Origin of the sequence: Streptococcus cristatus (genome assembly GCF_003943505.1) — a bacterium.
Classification (GTDB): domain Bacteria; phylum Bacillota; class Bacilli; order Lactobacillales; family Streptococcaceae; genus Streptococcus; species Streptococcus cristatus_E.
Genome location: NZ_RJPS01000097.1, coordinates 1 through 613, shown reverse-complemented (window position 1 = coordinate 613; position 613 = coordinate 1). Strand labels below are relative to the sequence as shown.

The 613-nt window shown below is 49.1% G+C and carries 1 protein-coding gene; it reads left to right on the top strand.

Annotated features, from left to right (window positions below):
• Nucleotides 1–71: 71 nt before the first annotated feature.
• The coding region (locus D8792_RS11195; protein WP_312023827.1) for a PEP/pyruvate-binding domain-containing protein at nt 72–613 on the top strand (542 nt) is incomplete at its 3' end.

Genomic DNA, 613 nt, shown 5'->3' with positions numbered 1-613 from the left:
CGTTATACTTATATCACGGAGACGACCATGGTTCTGTCCGTTGCTGTTTATCTCTTGATGGGGGTACTTTGATGAAAAGAATCAAGCAGACAGGGCTTGACCGGGTTGGAGGCAAGGCCTATCATTTGCTGAAAATGCAGGCTGCTGGTTTGCTGATTCCTGACTTTGCAGTGTTTGCTTTTGACTTTTTTCAAAAATCTGCCAGCTCTGCTGACTTGGAGCGGATGGAAGCAGCTTATCGGTCTGGGGAGTTAGACTTGTCCCAGCTCAGTCAGCAACTGCAGGACTGGGCCAGAGAGCAGTTTAGTCAAGAAGACCTGACGGCAGCAGAAAGTTGGGTCCACAAGGAGTTTTCTCAGACAGGCTGTCGCTTTGCAGTTCGCTCATCAGCAACCATTGAGGATGGGAAGGCTTCATCATTTGCCGGTCAGTTTGAGAGCCGGCTCAATGTGAAGCCAGATGGACTTAAAGAAGCCATCCAAGCGACCTTGCTCTCTCTTTATCAGGAGTCAGCTCTTGGTTATCTGTTTGAGCAAGGACTATCCTTGGAGCAAGCGCAGATGATTTGCCTTGTGCAGGTCATGCAGGAGGGAGACTTGTCTGGGATTTACTT